The 15508-nt window shown below is 34.2% G+C and carries 14 protein-coding genes; 8 read left to right on the forward strand and 6 right to left on the reverse strand.

Features of this window, described 5'->3' with window-relative positions:
- Positions 1-79 precede the first annotated feature (79 nt).
- Positions 80-625, reverse strand: a complete 546-nt coding sequence (locus BCELL_RS01025; RefSeq protein ID WP_013486808.1) for a hypothetical protein — start codon at positions 623-625, stop codon at positions 80-82.
- 925 nt (positions 626-1550) lie between these two features.
- Here BCELL_RS01025 and BCELL_RS01030 point away from each other — a divergent pair.
- Entirely contained in the window at positions 1551-2915 is a 1365-nt protein-coding gene (locus tag BCELL_RS01030) for an IS1182 family transposase (protein WP_013486809.1), read from the forward strand.
- Between the two features lie 289 nt (positions 2916-3204).
- On the forward strand, positions 3205-3834 hold the full coding sequence (locus tag BCELL_RS01035; protein WP_013486810.1) for a hypothetical protein: 630 nt from the start codon (positions 3205-3207) through the stop codon (positions 3832-3834).
- Positions 3835-4165: 331 nt separating this feature from the next.
- Here BCELL_RS01035 and BCELL_RS01040 read toward each other — a convergent pair whose 3' ends face one another.
- Positions 4166-4501 (reverse strand): hypothetical protein, encoded by a 336-nt coding sequence (locus BCELL_RS01040; protein WP_041808492.1) that lies wholly within the window; start codon positions 4499-4501, stop codon positions 4166-4168.
- A 404-nt stretch (positions 4502-4905) separates the two neighbouring features.
- Between BCELL_RS01040 and BCELL_RS01045 the strand changes: the two genes are divergently transcribed.
- A complete protein-coding gene (locus tag BCELL_RS01045) occupies positions 4906-5808 on the forward strand; it encodes an ATP-dependent DNA ligase (RefSeq protein WP_013486812.1) in 903 nt (300 codons plus the stop codon).
- Positions 5809-7204: 1396 nt separating this feature from the next.
- Here the strand turns inward: BCELL_RS01045 and BCELL_RS23305 are convergent.
- Positions 7205-7369 (reverse strand): YolD-like family protein, encoded by a 165-nt coding sequence (locus BCELL_RS23305; protein ID WP_081457363.1) that lies wholly within the window; start codon positions 7367-7369, stop codon positions 7205-7207.
- Positions 7370-7507: 138 nt separating this feature from the next.
- Here BCELL_RS23305 and BCELL_RS01050 point away from each other — a divergent pair, with 138 nt between their 5' ends.
- The 3 genes from BCELL_RS01050 (at position 7508) to BCELL_RS01060 (ending at position 9660) form a co-directional block, all read left to right on the forward strand.
- The gene (locus BCELL_RS01050) at positions 7508-7885 is read left to right on the forward strand and encodes a hypothetical protein (RefSeq protein WP_013486813.1); all 378 of its coding nucleotides are present in this window, start codon (positions 7508-7510) and stop codon (positions 7883-7885) included.
- 310 nt (positions 7886-8195) lie between these two features.
- Positions 8196-8489, forward strand: coding sequence for a hypothetical protein (locus tag BCELL_RS01055; RefSeq protein WP_013486814.1), 294 nt, complete (start codon positions 8196-8198; stop codon positions 8487-8489).
- Between the two features lie 217 nt (positions 8490-8706).
- A complete protein-coding gene (locus tag BCELL_RS01060; protein ID WP_013486815.1) occupies positions 8707-9660 on the forward strand; it encodes an arsenic resistance protein in 954 nt (317 codons plus the stop codon).
- A 28-nt stretch (positions 9661-9688) separates the two neighbouring features.
- Here BCELL_RS01060 and BCELL_RS01065 read toward each other — a convergent pair whose 3' ends face one another.
- The 3 genes from BCELL_RS01065 to BCELL_RS01075 form a co-directional block, all read right to left on the reverse strand.
- Entirely contained in the window at positions 9689-10156 is a 468-nt protein-coding gene (locus tag BCELL_RS01065; protein ID WP_013486816.1) for a putative iron-sulfur cluster-binding metallochaperone, read from the reverse strand.
- A 170-nt stretch (positions 10157-10326) separates the two neighbouring features.
- Complete coding sequence (locus BCELL_RS01070; RefSeq protein ID WP_013486817.1) at positions 10327-12459, reverse strand: heavy metal translocating P-type ATPase; 2133 nt, start codon at positions 12457-12459, stop codon at positions 10327-10329.
- Entirely contained in the window at positions 12452-12820 is a 369-nt protein-coding gene (locus BCELL_RS01075) for an ArsR/SmtB family transcription factor (RefSeq protein ID WP_013486818.1), read from the reverse strand. Before BCELL_RS01075 ends, BCELL_RS01070 begins: the two co-directional genes overlap by 8 nt.
- A 786-nt stretch (positions 12821-13606) precedes the next feature.
- Here BCELL_RS01075 and BCELL_RS01080 point away from each other — a divergent pair.
- On the forward strand, positions 13607-14320 hold the full coding sequence (locus BCELL_RS01080; protein ID WP_013486819.1) for a DUF5986 family protein: 714 nt from the start codon (positions 13607-13609) through the stop codon (positions 14318-14320).
- Positions 14321-14335: 15 nt separating this feature from the next.
- Entirely contained in the window at positions 14336-15499 is a 1164-nt protein-coding gene (locus BCELL_RS01085; protein WP_013486820.1) for an XRE family transcriptional regulator, read from the forward strand.
- The last annotated feature ends 9 nt before the right edge of the window (positions 15500-15508 follow it).

A 15508-nucleotide genomic window follows, 5' to 3' on the forward strand; every position in this document is an offset into this window, starting at 1 on the left:
GTGTGAAGTCGATTTTTCTGTTTTTTTCCTCTTTCTAGTACAATCTTGTATATATAGTCCTGAGCAATAATTTTTCCGGTTAAGCTACTGAAAATATAGTTGGTTGATCATACTCCTCCAACCAAATATCTATGTCAGCTCCTGAATAATACCCCTTTCGAATAAAGTAACAGACAATTGTATCGAAAACACTATTTTCCTCTACTAATGTGTATCCAGCCTTTTGTAATAGCTTTTCTGTACCTTCTAAGTCAAGTTCAAAAGCAATTGCAAAGCAAAGTAACTTGGATTTAGTTGGTTTAATAAGATTGTTAACTACTTTATATTTATATGCTCTGTCAATTCCAGCCCTTCGTAATACAAGGGGGTCTTCTTTGTGTTTTTCTTGATAAAGTGTTTCGATATATTCACCTAATGTTTGAGCACTATATACATTTTTGACCCGTTTGTCTAGTTCAGCTGAGATGTTATTGTTACTAAAAGCGTTTCCAAAAGAGGGTGAAGGAGCTAGATTGCTTTCAGAGCTCTCGTTTAAATATAAAGATTTTATAACTTTTGCAATCATGTTATTTTCTATAAAGTGATTAAGTTCCGTAGTAATTGTAGGATCTAAGTTGTTATTCATGAATTCTCCTCCTAATAATCAAAATGCTACTTACCAGCAATCTATTTTTACATTTGACTATATACAATAGAATCATAGAACGAAACAAAAAGTTTTACAATATTAATAAATTGGAGAAAATAAATTATCGAATGTAAATGCAACTGTCTCCATAAAAATTAAGGTTCCTTAGATAAAAATAAGGTTCCAGAGAAAAAAACAACGTTCCAAATCCGAAGGTTTTTCCTGTACTTTTCCGGTTACCCTTCGGAGTTTTTTATGTCGATTTAGAATTTTTTTTTAATTGCAATCCAACCTCATTTTCAATCATAACTCAATACTGATCCATTCGCTTTTATCTACTGTGCATCCTCCGAGCCTTGCTCTGTAAGGGTTCTAGCCCCTCCTGTTCTTATTCAGTTGGTTTCCACACATTTTAGGATCAAATCCTTTTCTATAAAAATATCACTATTAGCTTAATCTAATAGTGGTTAAGTCTTTTTCTTTTTGATCAATGTTACTCCTATCCTTTTACAGTAGGGTTTTCAATTGTTATTCTATCTATTCAGTTTCTATCATCACTATTTCAAAATAAATACTACCAATCTCTATTCAGCGTGCCTCCTCATATTAAAGTCAATACGTAATATGTCCAATCTTCCTCTGCATTTCTCCTTTGTCTTCTATTCAATTGCTCCATTATTCTACCGCAAAACTCTATCAGCACTTAAGAATGCTAGACACAAGGATTTTCCTTTTTACTCTAGCAATTTTTCTATTTTGTACTTGAAACTATCATATTTCTATTCTTTTAGCATATGAATCAATTTCATAATTATTGGCCCTTATGGGCCAAGGGTTTCAGAACATGAAAAAAGGAGTACCTCCCCAAATGTCGAATTTAGTAAGTGACGAACAAACCAATTCGAATGGGAGGAAGCCCCTTATGTCTATTGTACGACAAGAGAGCCTTTTTAGCATGCAAATTTTATTTGACTTAGAACCTACCCAACGTTATGATGAGATTTTTTCAGCGATTGATATTCATCCCATCCTCACTATCGTAGTGAAAAGATCTAATTTAGGTAGACCTGTAGAATTAAACTATCCTGCAATGATTCAAGCACTCGTGGTGAGGCTTGTTGAGAGAATTCCCGAGATGCAACTCCTAGTTGAACGTTTAAACACCGACCTTAAGTTTAAGCTGGACTGTGGCTTTTTGATATCTGATCCAGTCCCTTCTGAAGCTTCATTTTCAAGGATGATTACAAAAATTAAAGATACAGACATTCTTGAAGAGGTAAACTCTCAAATAATAACTGATGCAATCAACGAAGAATATATTACAGATCCTAATATTGCGATTGACTCTGGTCACTTCGAGGCGAGAGATCAGGCTCCTTCAAAAAAAGAAGAGAAACCAAAGTCTGAGCCAAAGAAACGTGGGCGTAAATCAAAGGCCGAACATGAACAATGGTTAAAAGAGAAAGAAGCTAAGGAAGCATCCTTGTCTATTTTTGAAAAGAAAATTGAAGATCAACTAGACGTTTCTTACGATGAACTTCATGATCAAATGCCACTTCATCCTACATGGGGCGTGAAGAAAAATAGTGAAGGGAAAAATGTGTTTTGGTTTGGTTATAAAGGTCATTTAGCTGTTGATACCAAAACTCAGTTTATTCTTCATTCAATGATTTCCTCAGGTAGGCTAAACGATGGTAAAGCTGCTATACCTTTATTAAAAGGAATAGAGAGAAACTTTTCGGAACTTAGGATGATCTATGCACTAATGGATGCAGGATATGATTACGATGCAATCTATGAACAAGTCCATCGAATGAAAGGATATTCCATCATTGCTTATAACAAAAAAAATGAATCAGAGCCAATTGGGTTTGATGAAAATTTCGCTCCAACGTGTGTAAGGGAACATTCCTATCGATACGATAGCTTTGATAAAAAATACCAAACCTTAAAATACACACGTCCAAAAGAGTGTAGGGATTGTCCTCTAGCTGAAGATACATTATGCCAAAAGGTCTACAAGATAAAAATAGAGTCGGATTTACGCCGGTACAGTGCACCCGCACGCGGTTCAGTTGCCTGGAAAGATAGATTTAAGGAACGGAGTTCCGTTGAAAGGGTCATTGGATACCTAAAAGAATTCTTTCAGTTGAACAATGTAAGATATCGAACAGGAAAACGAGCTAAAGTCCATTTTGATTTGGTTACCATGGTGTACAATGGAATGAAATTAGCTAGCATGAGACTTGCTCAAAAACAATATTCAATGAATTCAGTAGCAGCTTAATCCTTTTGTAAAAGGACCAATGTTATTTTAAAACAGCGTTGATTGGAGCTGAAGGTACGAGACGCCTGCGGGAAAAGCAACAGCTGAAGATCCCGCAGGGTGGGTTTCCCGAGGAAGCTGAAGCGTTGCCCGCGGCAAGCGAGTATCCTTAAGAGGAAATCAACACAAATTTAAAGTAACTGATTTAAAAAACGATATAACTATTAATTCTGAAAGTGTTGGCTTTTTTATAAAAGTGAATTATGAAATTGATTCATATCTATTAAATATAAAGAGGGAGGAATACAAAATGATAATTAAGGGATTGTTTAGGGATATTAATGAGTTCATTCAATCATACGATATGCAAGATATGGAAATTAACGATGCTGGAGGAGAAGAACATGGAGACTTTTTTGTTATTATTGACTTCCAATCACTGGAAGCATTTAAGGCAAACAGGGAAAAGCTGTTTAATTATTTAAGAAATGACATAACAGAGCTATATGGAAGTTTTATTGATGGTACATTTTCTGTTGATTTTGCAATGCTTGATGGAAATGTCGTCAACCCAAGTCACATTAGAGAGGTTATTGAAACACAGATTCCTATTCAAACAAGCCCATGTCATGGTAATAAGCCTATGATTTCAGGAGATATACACATATTTTTTGAAGAAGTATGCAACGGTACTTTTCAGATAAATGATGATGAATACGGAGAAGGTTACATTAATTTACATATTCAGGTGGATTCCTATGATGACTTTTTATTGCATGAAAATGTATTTTATACTTTTTTAACCAACTCACTGAATAAATATAACTATAAAATTGCCGAGATCAGCCTATCCGTTGGTGTTTTATTAGTTAAAGGTGAATCTGTAAACGAGACATCTTATGCTATGGCAATTAATAAAAACGTCTATGGAATTGAATAGATATATATTCCGTTGGGGGCATCCTTCTTTTGCAGTGATTGGTAATACTCGACTGGATCAAATACTGGTCCAGTCCAATCCTTTTGTCCTAATTTGTTAAATTGCTTGCCCTAATGGTTTCAATCTCCTCCTTCTATTCAGTTATTTTCCACACTATATTAATCTAACTGGTCTTCAATCTCTATTCAGTGTGTTACCGAACTTTATAAACAATCTCAAGCTACGGACAATTCTTGTCACATCATCTGATTTTTTTCTATTACATGCAGCCTATAAAATGTAACGATAGATTATGCTAATAAAAAGGAGAATAATCTCTCCTTCGTGTATTCTATTCCGTTTCGTATTCACTGTTCATTTCTTCTGCCAGAATTTTCAAGTCCGCAAACCTTTTCTGATCCAAAAGTTCATCATTGTTAGACTTTAGAATTTCGTTAAGGGCTTCTTCTGGAGAGACAATCAATCCGTAGTCTTTTTCTCCTTGCCACTGTGTACCGTAGATAAGTACATACCTACCGTCTTTTAACTTTGTAATTCCTAAATGCCTTCCTACCCCACCATTAGTCCGATTCCGACCATCCCAGAAATCCAAATCCTCATTGTATTTAACTCTAGCCACAACCTCTGATTTAAATTCGTCCTCGAATACATTGACTTGATATGCCATTGTCACATCATCCCTTTCAGTTGTTTTGTACATTTTTATCATATAACAATAAGAATCCTATCAAAACTAAATATGGTTCGAGGTTGGTTCTAGTAAACTTAAACATAATTATGTTATTAGCAAAATGATAACTAGCGTTTGTTACTGGTGTTGCGGCAGTGTTACTGACAATGAAGGTGTGATGTACCTAATTGAAAAAGAGCAAAATGAAGAAGAATGTTTTCCTCTAGTGATTTGTAACAATTGTTATAAGGTGAGTAGGTGTGCATGAGGCATTTAACCTGCTGGTAACTTTCTTGTGATGAAATACTGGTGTAGCACCAGCTCTTGCTTTACTGGTAACACTCCACTATTTCTATTGATTGTGGAAGATGAGAGAATAGAGTGGTAGAGAGGTGAGGAATATGCTGTTTACACCCGTAAAACCCATGCTTCTAACGATGGGGAAAGAACCGACAAATCACCCTGAACATCTTTACGATATAAAGTGGGATGGTTGGCGTATTCTAATTCATAAACAAGGCAATAGAATCGAAGCCTACACTAGACATGGGAACCAGGTAACGAACCAATTTCCAGAGCTACAGGAAGCTCTCTCTCATATAAACAAACACACCGCTATCCTCGATTGTGAAGGAGTCGTTCTACGAAATGGAAATTCCGTTTTTGAGGATTTTGCTTATCGAGGTCGCTTAAAAAGTACAGAAAAGATCAGAAAAGCAATGATCACACATCCCGTTACATTTGTAGCATTTGACATATTAGCAACGGATAAGCCTCTTCTTAAAGAGACACTGATAAAGAGAAAACAATATTTAAAAGACATTATTACTCCATCCAATGTATTACTTGCAACGCCTTATGTTATTGAAGATGGACAAACCCTTCATACATTAACAAAAGAGAAGGGGATGGAAGGGATAGTAGAAAAACCCCTGAATTCGCTGTATCATCTGGATACTAGAAGCCCAAATTGGCTTAAACATAAGCATTTTAAACGGTTAGATACTGTTATTATGGGATACAAAGAGAATCCATTTACGATGATTGTAGGCTCTACCTTTTCGAACGGCAAATTAAAGCCAGTGGCTCAAGTTGAATTTGGATTTAACCCAGAAGATAAACAGGCGTTCCGAGGAATTGCTAACCGCCTCATAACAAAAGAGGAAAATGGAGTTTTTTGGCTAGAACCGTTATTGTGTTGTTCTACACAGTATTTAGAGAAAACAAGTAAGAATATGTTGCGGATCACCTCATTTAAGGGGTTCTTACCAGAAAAGAAAGTAGAAGAGTGTGTCTTTACGTAAAAAAGAGACTGATGATTTTCAGTCTCTTTTCAGTGTCTATTAGATGTCTTTGAAGACCTGAGAGGATGACGTTTAGGTGAACGCTACTAGGAATAACCCTATCTATTAATAGTTCTTAAAACGTGGATTTTTTTACTTGCTCCATGTTTTAAGAGGAGGTGGATGTAGCTATAAGGATGAATCCATAGCAACAATAGGGAAAACATCTATTATTATGTAGTAAACCAATGAATAGAAGAGAGTCGAAACAGAGATTACATGAAGTGGCTTGATGTCTCCTGTAAGCAACTTTTTCCCTGCTGATATTAAGTTGGTACTCAGACTGGATTAAAAGTGGGAGTAGGCAGTAGGCTAACATTAACTCGAAATGGAATCAGGAACGTCCCCTTGGTATGCTTTCCTGGTTCTTTTTCTTTCCTTCATCAATCCTAAATCCGTCCATTCTTTCCTAACTACTTTCCCTCACATTGCCAAGCCCTTTTATTCGGCCCGTAAGCCCTTTATATTCCCCACATCATGACATATACCTTCGGTCTATTATACTTGATTAAAAAGTAAGAAAGAACGCACTAATAAACGTGTATGAGCAGGGAGGTAGAAGGTGAAGTGATCGAGGCAAAGGCAGGGTAAAGAGCAAGAGGAGAAGCCTGAAAAGGGATTTAGAGAGAATATATAAAGATTGAGTAAAACTGTTAAACGCAGATGTACCTAGGTTCAATAATGATTTTACAAATGCTGATTTCTTCATTATGAGTTCTCCTTCGGGGTTAAAGTTTGTGGTAAGCGTTAGACGGAATTACTATTGGCGTAATGGTTGCACATCAAAGTGGAAGTCCATTTATCTCTTATATAGTTATAATATTGTGGATCAAGCCAATCTACAATAGCTTAGGTGTCGTACCCCTGTCGTATACCAGAGCAATAGTTTAGGAGATATGGTTATTGAATACCATGAAGACGAACCAGGCACTCTAACTATGCTTGTCAAAGTTGTAAATGCGGAAATTAAAGGCAGAGACTTAATGAAGGTTATCGAGCATAAAATGTAACTAAGTTAGTACGTAGTAGATGTAAGGGTTAAGGATAAAGAAAGGTCTTTTCAGACTTTTGTTCCAGACCTCTTTCCATTCGATACAAGCCTTTACAGGCTTTCCCTCCTGTTCTCTTCCCCCTGCCATTTCAAGTTGATCTAGGATGCCTGAAATAGTGCTTAAAAAGGTGATCAGTTTCATATCGCTTTTATACAGTTCGAAAGAACAAAGAATAAAGTGCTGAGGAAAGATGCTTTTTTCAGTTTCTTTTTTTTGTTTTTTTTTATTTTTATATGTTCATAAAAAAGACACAACTATTTATTCTACCTTATAGTAATATAAAAAAAGGAGGTGAAAGAAAAAGTCTAATTTATATCAACGATACAATCAATACTAATGTACTCCATTGTTACCTCACTTTTCACATGTAAATGATTGGTCATTCGATCAACTCTTTTTACAATTCCCTTATAATTTTCATAAAAACCGTTTTTCCAATATCTAAATGTTAATTCTTCTTTTGTGGCGATTGCCTTATTTTTGCCCGAATTTTTTCTTCATTTGGCTTCCTCCTATATAAAATAACCCAAAATAGAACATACGTTCCATTATTCATTATAGTATATCAAATATATTAGTTTTATAAAATTAAATGAGGAGAAATGAGAATGGAAAATAATCAAAGTATTAGTAATACTCAAAAAATGTGTGTGGCATATGGTTTATTGTATGAAGTAGAAACGACCTTAGTAGAAATAATAGAAAAAACACTGAGGAAAAAGTATGGATTAGAATGGCCAATTGTATTAAAAGTCCGGAGACCTTTGGAAACGTCAAGATACTATGAAATTGTTGGATGTTATGTAAAATATGAACCCTTAAAGAGTGTATTCACAAAAGAGGAACAACAATTACTATTTTCGTTAGATGTAACTCGCAATAAAATAGCACATATGAAAGTGATAACTGATAGTGAAATGAGTAAATTAGAAGAAGCTCATTTAGTTATTGGATCACGAAAAATTAACACAACAATTGCATATTGATAGTTATACTATACTATGAAGAAGTATGTTCTCCCTCAACCGTCATATCCTACGCTCAAATCAAATCATTTCCCATTTAAAATCTTATCCCTTTGCAATTAATTGTCCGAATCAGTTGTTATCCTCACTGTATAAAATAAACTAGCATTTATTAGCAATGTCTTTTATAAAGTAGATGCTATTTGATCATGAGGAATAAAACACCGTGTTTAGCTATGAAATTGCTAAATCAGGCTGCAAAAAAATAGTTTATATTATAACAAGATAACAGAATTATAAAAAAATTTAATTTTGCAGGGAGAGAATATTGATGAGAGAAGAAGAGTTTGAGAGATACCTTGTTAGTGACAGTATGATTGCAAGTAAGGATAAAGCTGTTCGTTCTAGGCTGAGTAAAGCAAGAAAAATAGAAGTTGAATTTCGTGTTAATCTGGATGAAATAGTAAGAGAAGATGAGCGAATGTATGAAACGTTGAAACGAATAAAGAGGGAATTTACTGACTCCAATGGATCAATACAGAATGCCTTACGAAAGTATTATATCTTTGTAAACAAAACTAAATTTCCTTCGTTAAATCAATATGAAAAGATTCATGCTCGGTGAAAATATAAGAGGAGTGAATACGGACACAAACATACCACCAGTTCACCAATTCTGAATAACTAAAAAGCCCAATTATGCATAAATTACTGCATATTTGGGCTTTTTTGAAATTTAAGGTTATGTCACTAACGCAACCCGTTACTTCAATAAGCAAAACCGTCAAGCTATGATAAAATTATGTTTGCATTAAAATTTATTTAGTAGGTTGTGAGACACAATGAGCTTATTCGAAAAATTATATACACTTATTATACTTTTAGCAGTTGTAATTGGTATAGGCATAGGACAAATGGACCTAATAAGAGTTAATGCAGAAAGTTTTATTGTTCCTTTATTAGTAGCTATGTTATATATTACCTTCTTACAAATTCCTATCGAGGAAATCAAAAAAGCCTTTAAAAACATCAAATTTACATACACTTCAGTCACCATAAATTTTGTCTGGACACCAATTTTAGCATGGGTGCTAGCAATGATATTTCTAGGAGACAATCCAGCCTTATATATTGGATTTATTATGCTGATGGTCACACCGTGTACGGATTGGTACTTAATCTTCACAGGTATTGCAAAAGGAAATGTTGCACTATCAACGGCTATTTTACCTTTGAATCTAATCTTGCAAGTCATATTGTTGCCTATTTATCTTCTGATTTTTGGAGGAACCACTGGAGTTATTGAACTGGGGTTTCTAGTAGAAAGTATTTTAATTGTTTTATTCATACCTTTGGTCTTAGCACTTATAACAAAATTACTTTTGAGAAACAAGCAACAATTAAGAGAAAGTTTCATTTCTAAACTTAGCGTGTACCCAACTATATTCCTAAGCCTTGCAATTATAGCTATGTTCGCTTCCCAAGGACAATTATTGCTTGATAATCTAGATTTAATATGGCAAATAACACTCCCTCTCCTTTTGTTTTTTGTTATAAATTTTATCTTTAGTCAAAAGGTAGGTCGGGTTATGAAATATTCGTATTCAGACAGAACCAGTTTAAGTTTGAATACTTTAGCAAGAAACTCACCTATTGCTTTGGCAATAGCTATGACAGCATTTCCAGACCAGCCCCTGATTGCCTTAGTATTAGTTATAGGTCCATTATTGGAACTACCTGTTTTAGCCGTAATTACTCAACTTTTATTATTTTTTAATAAAAACAAGAGTCAGTAAAGATGAAAAAAATCTCCCGAAAATTATTTTATTTTGGGAGACTTTTTATATAGCTAGTAACATTCGCTAAACAACAACTACCTTGTGGATTATTCACTTCACATCCACATCGATGTTCCTTTATATTTTCACGAATATGTTCAACAGGATTAGGAACATATTCTTCTTCAACAGATTGTTTGATTCTTTCTTTTGTCCAACCAAAGCAATAGCAAATAGGAACATCTGAAGAGCTATTTTTTTGATGTACAGAAACCTTGACTTCTGATGTTAAATATTTTTTTTCATCCGTATCAAAATAAACAACATCACATTTACTTGTAGAACAAAAATAATGAGTTAAGCCTGCATTTAATGTACTCAAAATCGTTGGTTTTAGCATTGATTTTAACGTAATAACCTTCACTTTTTTTCCTTTTTCTTTACACGCTGGACACAATTCAGAGCCACTTTTTTCCGAAACTTCCTGTACATTTGTAGAACAGCAATCAGACATAATTTAGTCCCCCATTTTACATAAATCATAACATTTCTTCTTAAAGTCTACTGCTTCGTTAGTCAAAAGGCGTTCCTGCCGCTGTTGCAGAAACGTATCCATGACTTTAAGAAGAATATGTCAGAAATAATTTAAAACTATGAAGTGATTATCTACCTGCTATCATAAACTTATTCTTTTATCCTTAACAAACGTAAACTATTTAACGTAACAAGCAATGTTGCTCCCATATCAGCAAAAATAGCCAACCATAAAGTCAACCATCCAGGAACCACTAAAAGTAGAGCAATCGCTTTGATAGCTAAAGAGAAGGTTATATTTTGTTTAATAATAGTTAATGCTCTACGGCTTAATTTAATCGTATATGGTAGTTTGCTTAAGTCATCTGACATCAAAGCTATATCGGCTGTTTCAAGTGCTGTATCCGTACCAGCTCCTCCCATAGCTACACCAACAGTAGAAGCAGCTAATGCAGGTGCATCATTTACACCATCACCAACCATAGCAACCTTGTAGTGTTTAGATTTTAGTTCTTTGATAAAGTTAAGTTTATCTTCTGGAAGTAAATCTGCTTCAATATCTGAAACACCCACTTGTTTTCCAATTGCTTCAGCTGTTCTTTTATTATCACCTGTCAACATCACTGTTTTTTCAATGCCAGCTTGATGAAGTTTGCGAATAACTTCTTTCGACGATTCTCTTATTTCATCCGCAACAGCGATTAAAGAAAGAACTTCTTTGTCTGTACCTAATACCATGACCGTCTTTCCTTGTGTTTGAAAATTTAAAATACTTTCTTTTATTTCTGCTTTTACACCTTTAGGAAGAACTTCCTCAAATAAATTGGGGCTTCCGACATAGTACATTTGATTGTTAACAATTGCTTTTACACCTTTTCCTGTAATGGACTGGAACTCCTCAATCAATACTTCATTATAGTTCAAACCTTGTTCTTCTGCTTTTCTCATAATAGCTGAAGCAAGAGGATGTTGTGAACCATTTTCAATAGCTGCTGTAATAGTCAATAATTCTTCTTCATTATTATTAAAGGTGACAATATCAGTAACCGCAGGCACACCTTTCGTTAAAGTTCCTGTTTTGTCAAATGCTATAACTTTCAGTCCCCCTGTTTCTTCCAAATGGATACCACCCTTAATTAGTACACCATTTTTAGCTGCATTTCCAATCGCTGTAACGATGGAAACAGGAGTTGAAATGACTAACGCACACGGGCAACCTACCACTAATACAGCTAACCCCCTATAAATCCATTCGCTCCAATCGGCTCCCATAAATAATGGAGGAACTATTACTAGCAAAAGAGCAAAAACGATAATGCCAGGGGTATAATATTTTGCAAAACGGTCAACAAATTGTTGAGAAGGTGCACGTTCAGCTTGAGCTTCTTCAACTAGATGAATAATTTTAGACAGTGTTGAATCTTCTACTCGTTTTGTTACCTTTACTTCAAGTAAACCTTCTTCATTTAAAGTTCCAGCAAACACTTCATCATCAATAGTCTTTGTTACGGGAACACTTTCTCCAGTAATCGCTGCTTGATTTAAAGTTGATGTTCCTTTGATAACGACTCCATCCATCGCTAATTTTTGCCCAGGCTTTACAATCATATCATCGCCAACCTGAATGTCATCAACATGAACCATCATTTCTTTATTGCCACGACGAATCAGAGCTTCTTTAGGGGCAATATCCATCAACGATTCAATAGATTGGCGAGCTTTGTCCATTGAGTACCGCTCCAGTGCTTCACTAATAGCAAAGAGAATAACAACTACTGCTCCTTCTCCCCATTCACCAATGGCAGCTGCTCCTAAAATCGCTACTGTCATAAGTGTTGCCATATCAAAATTTAAACGAACTAAATTCTTTAACCCTTTAATAAATAATGAATATCCACCAATTACAATAGATGCCGCATACCCAATAATAGGAATAATATGCTCTTCCCCTAATTGTAATCGAAGAAAGAAGCTACTAATCAACAAAAATGTTGCAATGTACACTTTGAAATTCTCTTTTTGTCTCCAGAAGGCAACCCTTTCAACTCTTTGTTCTTTGTCATCTCGAACTTTTAAATTTTCAAAAGCTCCTGCACTTTCAAGTGATTCTATGGTTGTTTTACCAGTAACCGTGATTTTAGAAGCACCAAAATTAACTTTTGCATCCAAAACACCATCCAGGTGTTTTACGTTCGTTTCGAACTTTTTGGCACAGTCAGCACAGGTAAAACCTTGAACACGGTATGTTTTTGTTTCTAGTTCATTTACTTTTTGTTCAGACATTGTTTTTCCCCTCTCTCGAATGAGTTAATGCAATAATCATTATCTGCTTGATATGTTCATCATCTAACGAATAAAACGCAAGTTTACCCTCTTTTCGAAACTTCACAACCCCTTGTTTATGAAGCGTTCGCAAGTGGTGTGAAGCATTGGCAACCGTAATTCCAACGATATTTGCAATATCACACACACAAAGTTCTTCATCTTGACATAAAGCATAAGTAATTTTTGCCCTATTTTCATCGGCAATAGCTTTTAACATGTGGGCAACACTAGAAATATCTACTGTCTGTAAATCATCTTGTATTCGATTAACCTTTTCCTCGTCATAAATATAGATTTCACAAGTGTCTTTTTTATTCATTATCATCACTCCATCATCATTCAAATATCTGCTTGAATATAGCATAACCCTATTTTAAAAAATATTCAAGTATTCATTTGAATGAAATAAAAAAAAAGAATTGGATAGCCAATTCTTTAAACAAAAATTCTTCAACTCTACTCCCCGTTTGTGCAATATGAATCCCGGAAAACATTGTATAATTATAACTTTACATACAAAACATTCCAATACTAATTATACACTATTTACAGCCTTAAATTGCAGTAAATATGATGTCAGTTTAAAAAGTATTGAAAACTACGACGGTCTTTCAATACACATCCAATAGTGATTCAGTCTGTTTTGTGCAGTAACTTTTCAATCTTTTATCCATAATTGCTCCAGTTATTACTCATTGTATTAATTCAGATGTTTCTAAATCTCTATGCAGTTTGATACTTAACTGTAACCACCATTCTAAAACTACTATATTTCAATCTATTTGATAGGACAGGGTAGAACAAGAATAGGCCGGTATTAACTGATTGGATGGGTACTATTGTCGTCATTTTTGGCAATGGGGGGAGCAGTTTCCTTTTTAACTCTCTCTCAAAGAGTATTATCCTTTATGAAAGATATATAGGTATCTTCTTACCTATGAGGTTAGATATAGTACTTTGATTCTTGAAATAGGTCTAAAATTACATAAGTAAAGTCTTTTTTAGCCCCTTTTTGAAATATTATATAATATTTTAGTGATTATTTCGAAATTAGTTGACTTTTTTAAAATTAATTCTAAAATAGTAATTAGATAGGAGGGGTTTTATGATTAATCTACATAATGACATTGTTAAAGCTATTGTTAATATCCTCGTAATGGACGATCCAGAAGCACGTCTATTATACCTACAATCTATTAATAATGTCTCCGGGGAGGGTACCCAAAATAGCAGCCCGAAACAAAAGTGGGATTATAGGTATAACTCTTTAATAGAAATGGCAAAAAAGTATGAATTAAGGTATTTTAAGTTAGACAGAGGAAAGTTGTGGGAAGCGGTTTTAATAGCAGGACCTCAAAATGAACTATATGTTTTCTTCAGTCACAAAAATATGAAGAACGTTATAAAAAAGGGTAAGAATAACCATTATTTAAAATTGCTTAATTTATTCAATCATGAACTTGATGAGTTGAAACCTATTTATTCACAAATGACACTTCCTATTTCCTTTGAGGATGATGATGACAGTTCGGAAGACTTAATAGAGCAAGCAAGGGAAATGCTATCTATGATGGAAGAAGAACCTTCAAAAGTATATGTATTTGCATTTGATCATTCGTTTGTAACAACTGTAAAAGCATTTGCCTATAATACTAGGCAGGAAGTTGTATGGGAAAGAGACTTAACTGAACTTATCGAGCCTAATTATAGATTGGTACTGACAGATGATGAAATCTATCCAGATACGAGAATCAGTAATAATACTCCAGAGACCAAAAAGGAGAAAAAACAAATTGTTAGTTTGAAAAATATAAAGTAAGTGTGGAGATAGATAATGAAGAAGATATTTAATGGAAGCCGACTAAAAGAATCAAGATTGTACAATAAACTCACTATAACGGAGCTAGCTGAGAAGTTAAATGTCACCAAACAGATGATATCAAAGTATGAAAGTGGAAAGAGTGAACCTAGTTTTGAAAAGTCTTTAATTTTAATTGATATTTTAGGGTACCCACGTGAATTTTTCTATACGACAGATAAGTATGTAATTGAAAACGAAGGTACTTTTTTTAGATCTAGGTTAACAGCAACCCAAAAATCCAAAGAACCTGCCTCCATCGCACTAAAATATTCAGTTGTTGTACGAGACTTTCTGGAACAGTATATAGATTTTCCAGTCTTACAAAATAGGGAAATGTATGAGGGGAAGGATAATCCTGAGGAAGTTGCTTTAAGTATCCGAAAATCAATGAATTTAGGGTTGGAGCCTATACATGACATTATTGAAGTTGCAGAATTAATGGGATTTACAGTTATAAATATGGATTATCAAGAAGATAAGGTGGATGCTTTTAGTAGTATGAATACTGTTAATGGGAACAGTTATTTTGTAATTACTACAGGTGATTCTGGATCTTTTTATCGACAGCAGTTTAGTATCGCCCATGAAATAGGTCATTGGGTTCTTCATCAAAGTATAAATCCACAAGAGCTAGATAAAGACGAATATAAGACAATGGAAGATGAGGCTAATAAGTTAGCTTCAATATTTCTTTTACCAAAGGAATCCTTCGGAGAAGAATTAAAGTCCCAAATAGTAGATGAAATAGACACATACTATAATTTGAAAAGAAAATGGAACGTATCTATGGCAGCTATGATTAAACGAGCTAGGGATTTGAATATTATTTCAGTTGACCAAGAAGTAAAATTGTATAAGCAAATGCATTATAGAAAATGGAGAAACCCAGAACCTTTTGATTTAGAAACAAAAGTAACATCTCCTGTAGCTTTCAAGCAGTCGTTAGAATTATTAATTGATGAAAAGATCCTACAAGGTCATGAAATACCATTGAAAATTGCAGAGGAATATAATTTATATCTTACTCCTAAAATGTTAGCTATGATTTGTGGAGTTGAACCGGCTTTATTCTTGGATAATAGCCAATCTAAAGTTGTCTTAAAGTTAAAAGATTTTAAGGGAATGAAGAGTGGTTAAACTGAAACG

It is taken from the genome of Evansella cellulosilytica DSM 2522 (assembly GCF_000177235.2).
Lineage (GTDB): Bacteria > Bacillota > Bacilli > Bacillales > Salisediminibacteriaceae > Evansella > Evansella cellulosilytica.